Below are 5,436 nucleotides of genomic sequence, written 5' to 3' on the forward strand. Positions count from 1 at the left end.
TCGAGGCACCATTATTTGGTACTTAACAAATAATGGTCTTTATAGACCTGATGTTGAGACAAGTAATTCCCCTTTAGTTCAGTTGGTAGAACGGCGGACTGTTAATCCGTATGTCGCAAGTTCAAGTCTTGCAAGGGGAGCCATTTTTAAAGGACTTCATTTTATATGAGGTTTTAATTGAAGAGTTTAACTCTTTAAGCAAAGAATTTAGTGTGCCGACTTAGCTCAGTAGGTAGAGCAACTGACTTGTAATCAGTAGGTCACCAGTTCGACTCCGGTAGTCGGCACCATTCTTTTGCCTCGATAGCTCAGTCGGTAGAGCAGCGGATTGAAAATCCGCGTGTCGGTGGTTCGATTCCGCCTCGAGGCACCATTATTTGGTGCTTAACAAATAATGGTCTTTATAGACCTGATGTTGACACAAATAATTCCCCTTTAGTTCAGTTGGTAGAACGGCGGACTGTTAATCCGTATGTCGCAAGTTCAAGTCTTGCAAGGGGAGCCACATTCAAGAAAGCCAAGTCGAAAGACTTGGCTTTTTTTCGTTTGAACAAAAACAAACTCTATTCAATATACACATCAGCTCCTCACTAACTCTTAATCAGTCTCGATAAATTGAGTTATCTCCTTTTAGTACTCTTACTACAGCAGTTGATTCTAAGTTCTATAAAGCATATCCACTACAACAGAACCAAAGCCTTATAAAGTTCATGACCCGCTAATATTCACATTAAAACAAATAGAACCAAGTCCTGTTACTTTTTTTTCTTCGAAAATTTAATCCCTATCATACTTTGATGTCTTTCTAATATCTGCCTTACACCACTTAGATTAAGATTCGATGAATTATACCTAATACTAATTATTGAATCGCTGCGCGGGGAAATATGAAACTAAAAACGCAAGCTTACTTATTATCGGGCATCATCTTGATCGCCCTGCTAGCACTGACGGCTACAGGCTTATGGACCTTAAGAGTTGCTAGCAACATGGACAACAAAGCTCGCGTAACAGAGCTGTTTAAGAGCGCATACAGCATTCTTACTGAAGTCGAAAAAATGGCGATTGATGGCACACTAGAAGAAGAGCAAGCCAAGCAACTAGCTACTCGCCTTCTACGCAACAACATCTATAAAGATAATGAATATGTTTACGTAGCCGATGAGAACATGACGTTTATCGCGACACCATTAGATCCTCAACTGCACGGAACCAGTTTTAACGACTTTAAAGATGGCGACGGCAATAGTGTTGGGCAGCTAATCCAAAGAGTACTTGGTAATCGTACTGGCGAGATCATTGAGTACACCTGGACACAAAAACTGCCAGATGGAACGATTGAAGAAAAACTGTCTATTGCAGAGAAAACGCCACATTGGGGTTGGGTTGTCGGCACTGGTATCGGGTTCAATGAAGTTAACGCTCGTTTTTGGTCTACTGCTCAATGGCAGCTATTCCTTTGTGTCGTGATTGCTGGTCTTATTCTGGCGAGCCTAATTGTATCCATTAAACGCATGCTAGCGCTTCTTGGCGGCGAACCTAAAGACGTACGAGAAGCAGTACAAGCCGTAGCACAAGGTCGAATTCAAACCTCTTTCGAAACTCAGGCAATTGACGGCAGTATCTATCACGCCGTACAACAAATGAGTAAGTCATTGGCTGAGCTAGTATCAAACATTGACGCTTCAATGCTGGCATTAAGAGGCGAACTGCAGCGCGTAGAAGATCGCGCTGGGTCAATTGGTCAACTGACAGACACCCAACAGCAATCAACAGAGATGATCGCGACAGCAATGACCGAGATGGCCTCTTCAGCCAATAACGTAGCTGCTTCAGCTAGCGATACCGCGCGCAACACCGACGAGGCCGACAAACAGAGCCAGCATACCCAACAACTCATTCACAACACAGTAGATAACATTCAAGGCTTAGCAGGCCAACTAGGCACAGCAAGCGAAGCTGTCGCTAACCTAGATAACGATGTAAACAACATTGCAAAAGTATTGGATGTGATTGGTGATATAGCGGAGCAAACTAACCTATTGGCACTAAATGCAGCCATTGAAGCAGCTCGAGCTGGCGAACAAGGTCGTGGATTTGCTGTTGTAGCAGATGAGGTTCGTAACCTTGCAGGCAGAACACAATCGAGCACAAAAGAAATCCAATTAATGATTAATAACCTTCAAGAGGGATCTCGCAACGCAATTCAAACCATGGAAGTGTGTGCCGCGACCAGTGAAAGCACCGTAACAGAGTCTCAAAACGCCTCTGAAGCACTACAACAGATTGTTGTCGCATTAGAGTCCATTTCATCAATGAGTCATCAAATCGCAACAGCGGCCGCTGAGCAGACTCAGGTGAGCGATGATATATCGAAGCGTATCAATATGATCGAAGAGAGCGGTAACCAACTGAGCAATGTCGTAACAGAAAGTCATAACAGCACCCAAACTCTTGCCTCTCTTTCCAACGAATTAGAAGCTTGGGTTAATAGGTTTGAAGTAAAACACTAAACTCCCTAGAAAATTTTCAAATAAAAAAGCACGTTTTCATACGTGCTTTTTTTATTTCGGCGCCCATTCAGTGTAGTTAACCGTAGTTTTACTATCTTTTAGGGCATGCTAGACCTAGGTTTTTCACCCCAAATGAGCAAAAACAACCCACTAAGTATAGAAAAACATCAAACGATACTTTTTTTGCAATTTAATGTTGACCCAGAACGCGAAAACACGTTTAATACACCTCGTCGCCCGGATAGCTCAGTCGGTAGAGCAGAGGATTGAAAATCCTCGTGTCGGTGGTTCGATTCCGCCTCCGGGCACCACAATTTATTTGTTGGTGTCTTAGACAACAACAGTAAAGCACAAAGAAATATTATGTGCCGACTTAGCTCAGTAGGTAGAGCAACTGACTTGTAATCAGTAGGTCACCAGTTCGACTCCGGTAGTCGGCACCATTTCTTTAAAGCTTTAAGAATAATTCCCCTTTAGTTCAGTTGGTAGAACGGCGGACTGTTAATCCGTATGTCGCAAGTTCAAGTCTTGCAAGGGGAGCCAAGTTAATCATCAAGCATAAGCTTTTTGATTCATGATGCCGACTTAGCTCAGTAGGTAGAGCAACTGACTTGTAATCAGTAGGTCACCAGTTCGATTCCGGTAGTCGGCACCATTCTCTTGATTAGAGACTAAACAATCAATTCCCCTTTAGTTCAGTTGGTAGAACGGCGGACTGTTAATCCGTATGTCGCAAGTTCAAGTCTTGCAAGGGGAGCCAATTAAAAAAAGCCGCATCATTGATGCGGCTTTTTTGCATCTAAAGATCCTAACTTCTCAATACAACTACCCTCGCCTCTCTAATTTCAATTCGACTTAGAAGCCAACTGTTTTCATCTCCTTCCAAAACGCTACTTAACGCTCTTCAACATCTCCCAGCAACACACGACACATTCACGTAAGAGTCACTCATAGTAACGTTGCTACTCATTTTATTGATGAGGAGATCGGTTGAACAAATCAATGCTAAGTTTAGAGGTGAGAAAGCTAAATAACGAATCAAATAAGCGCTAGAAAAGCTCTGTAAGGTGCTTCAATCCAAATTGAAACACAGGTCACTCTTTATCAAAACTATCCACTACAATAGCGCCCATAGAGGCTGGCATTGAAATAACAATCACTCTTTTGATCGATACGACGGGATCACTCAATAGAGGTAATTTGTCCAGGCAAGTCAGTACCAAAGCAACGACCAATGCCGTCATAACATAAGCAATCACTATTCTGAAAATAAACACCGGCAACCGAGCAACAACATCTTTTTGAAAGACACTCTCATACGTATAGAAGCCTAAGAACACCGCAGACAGTAAAAATAGCAGCAATAGATTAGCGGTAGGTAAAGTCTCCCCTAACTTCCAAGCCTCTTCAGAAAAAGAAATCGGCACGGCCAAGGCAAAAGATCCCACAAAGATCTGGCTCGCATCTTCAAAGTTAAAACTCAATTTCATAATTCGACCCATTAGGTTTAAGGCTTTATCTAATTCTGAAAAGAATCACAAAACTATCCGCCAATGATTTGGGGGATTTTTATTTCTACTAAGCAAACAGTAGTGACCTTCTAGCTTCATCTTAGTCGCAATAACCAAAACATAGATTGAACTAACCAGCAAGAAATCAATATGTTCTGAGCAAAGTTGTCGACACAACTAATTCATATCGAGTCAACAAGCACATCAGAATCGAAGAGAGACCGGTAAACATCCTAAATTACCATCCCCTAGAACCAGAGAACATCACAATCAGTTGGGGGATGAACCTCCCTGCACGTGTAGATACGGATGCGAGGGATACTCTATGTCTTAACTTACATATCCCTCCAGCGCCACTTTGGAACGCAACCTAACGACTCTCACCTTTCAAGCTGAATGTATAACAAGAGCTATTAAGTCGACTCATTAAGGGCTATAGCTTTCTTAGCAGAAGCCTCCATGATAGAGCCCTAATTACACGTATCCTATAGATTCACAGATAGAGCAGAAGTCAGACTTCGTAGACGAAAGGCTGTTAACTAATACTGAGAGCCACTCACTTAATAAAGGAAACATCTACAGCGCAGAGTAAGTAGGATGGGGTGTAAGGCTTTTATAACTCAAGTATTGATAAGGGGTCAGTTCAGTCTCATAAATCTAACTTACAGCGCGTATGGCTTGAGTATCTGAATGCTAAACTTAAAGCTATATACGTTTGAAATCATGCTCGCGTCACCTCACAGCAGGAATCAGAAATGATGTAGCCCTAATCATGAGTTGGTTTGGGGGACACCTCAGCTAAGAGCTGTGGGCTACGGGAAAATCTTTTGTGTAAGTTATTCGACTGACGTGCGAAACACTATGATTTAGATGCAAAAAAAGCCCCGTGATTTCTAGCGAGGTTTATTATAAATGGCGGAGTAGCTAGGATCTCAGGCGACCGGATCTCGTGGTTGGAGACCGAATTATCGATACCCAGAAACGACGAAAGCCTAGTCATAAGACTAGGCTTTCTAATAAGTGGCGGAGTGGACGGGACTCGAACCCGCGACCCCCGGCGTGACAGGCCGGTATTCTAACCAACTGAACTACCACTCCGCAGTGTCTATTCAGCTTAAAGCAATTTGAGCCTGGCGATGTCCTACTCTCACATGGGGAAGCCCCACACTACCATCGGCGCTATTGTGTTTCACTTCTGAGTTCGGCATGGAATCAGGTGGGTCCACAATGCTATGGTCGTCAAACAAATTCTGTTGTTAACTTGAATAATCAAATCAACTAAATATGGTGCTGATACCCAGACTCGAACTGGGGACCTCACCCTTACCAAGGGTGCGCTCTACCGGGCTGAGCTATATCAGCAATTCAAGAACCGTTTAAAAACGACTCTAAAAATTTAAAGCCTGGCGATG

At 42.9% G+C, this 5,436-nt stretch carries 2 protein-coding genes, 11 tRNA genes and 1 rRNA gene; 10 read left to right on the forward strand and 4 right to left on the reverse strand.

Features of this window, described 5'->3' with window-relative positions:
- Window positions 1–67: 67 nt before the first annotated feature.
- The 10 genes from AB4371_RS05185 to AB4371_RS05230 all read left to right on the forward strand — a co-directional run bounded on the left by AB4371_RS05185 (window position 68) and on the right by AB4371_RS05230 (window position 3,273).
- Window positions 68–143, forward strand: a tRNA-Asn gene (locus tag AB4371_RS05185).
- Between the two features lie 71 nt (window positions 144–214).
- Window positions 215–290, forward strand: a tRNA-Thr gene (locus tag AB4371_RS05190).
- Window positions 291–297: 7 nt separating this feature from the next.
- Window positions 298–373, forward strand: a tRNA-Phe gene (locus AB4371_RS05195).
- A 56-nt stretch (window positions 374–429) separates the two neighbouring features.
- Window positions 430–505 (forward strand) — tRNA-Asn (locus tag AB4371_RS05200).
- Window positions 506–887: 382 nt separating this feature from the next.
- Window positions 888–2,513: a methyl-accepting chemotaxis protein gene (locus AB4371_RS05205; protein ID WP_372149185.1), complete on the forward strand. Its 1,626-nt coding sequence runs from the start codon at window positions 888–890 to the stop codon at window positions 2,511–2,513.
- A gap of 235 nt (window positions 2,514–2,748) precedes the next feature.
- Window positions 2,749–2,824, forward strand: a tRNA-Phe gene (locus AB4371_RS05210).
- Window positions 2,825–2,880: 56 nt separating this feature from the next.
- Window positions 2,881–2,956, forward strand: a tRNA-Thr gene (locus AB4371_RS05215).
- Window positions 2,957–2,980: 24 nt separating this feature from the next.
- Window positions 2,981–3,056: transfer RNA gene (locus AB4371_RS05220), tRNA-Asn, on the forward strand.
- Window positions 3,057–3,092: 36 nt separating this feature from the next.
- Window positions 3,093–3,168 (forward strand) — tRNA-Thr (locus tag AB4371_RS05225).
- Between the two features lie 29 nt (window positions 3,169–3,197).
- A tRNA-Asn gene (locus AB4371_RS05230) sits at window positions 3,198–3,273 on the forward strand.
- A gap of 334 nt (window positions 3,274–3,607) precedes the next feature.
- Here the strand turns inward: AB4371_RS05230 and AB4371_RS05235 are convergent.
- The 4 genes from AB4371_RS05235 to AB4371_RS05250 form a co-directional block, all read right to left on the reverse strand.
- On the reverse strand, window positions 3,608–4,003 hold the full coding sequence (locus tag AB4371_RS05235; RefSeq protein WP_017060180.1) for a DUF2391 family protein: 396 nt from the start codon (window positions 4,001–4,003) through the stop codon (window positions 3,608–3,610).
- 1,042 nt (window positions 4,004–5,045) lie between these two features.
- Window positions 5,046–5,122, reverse strand: a tRNA-Asp gene (locus tag AB4371_RS05240).
- Window positions 5,123–5,152: 30 nt separating this feature from the next.
- Window positions 5,153–5,268: ribosomal RNA gene (gene rrf, locus AB4371_RS05245) — 5S ribosomal RNA — on the reverse strand.
- 41 nt (window positions 5,269–5,309) lie between these two features.
- Window positions 5,310–5,386: transfer RNA gene (locus tag AB4371_RS05250), tRNA-Thr, on the reverse strand.
- Between the last annotated feature and the right edge of the window lie 50 nt (window positions 5,387–5,436).

The organism is Vibrio sp. 10N.261.51.A3 (assembly GCF_041471965.1).
Lineage (GTDB): Bacteria > Pseudomonadota > Gammaproteobacteria > Enterobacterales > Vibrionaceae > Vibrio > Vibrio crassostreae_C.

Excerpts from the sequence above, each read along its gene's own strand:
- AB4371_RS05205 (WP_372149185.1), top strand. The coding sequence starts at position 888 with ATGAAACTAAAAACGCAAGCTTACTTATTATCGGGCATCATCTTGATC.
- AB4371_RS05235 (WP_017060180.1), bottom strand. The coding sequence starts at position 4,003 with ATGAAATTGAGTTTTAACTTTGAAGATGCGAGCCAGATCTTTGTGGGA.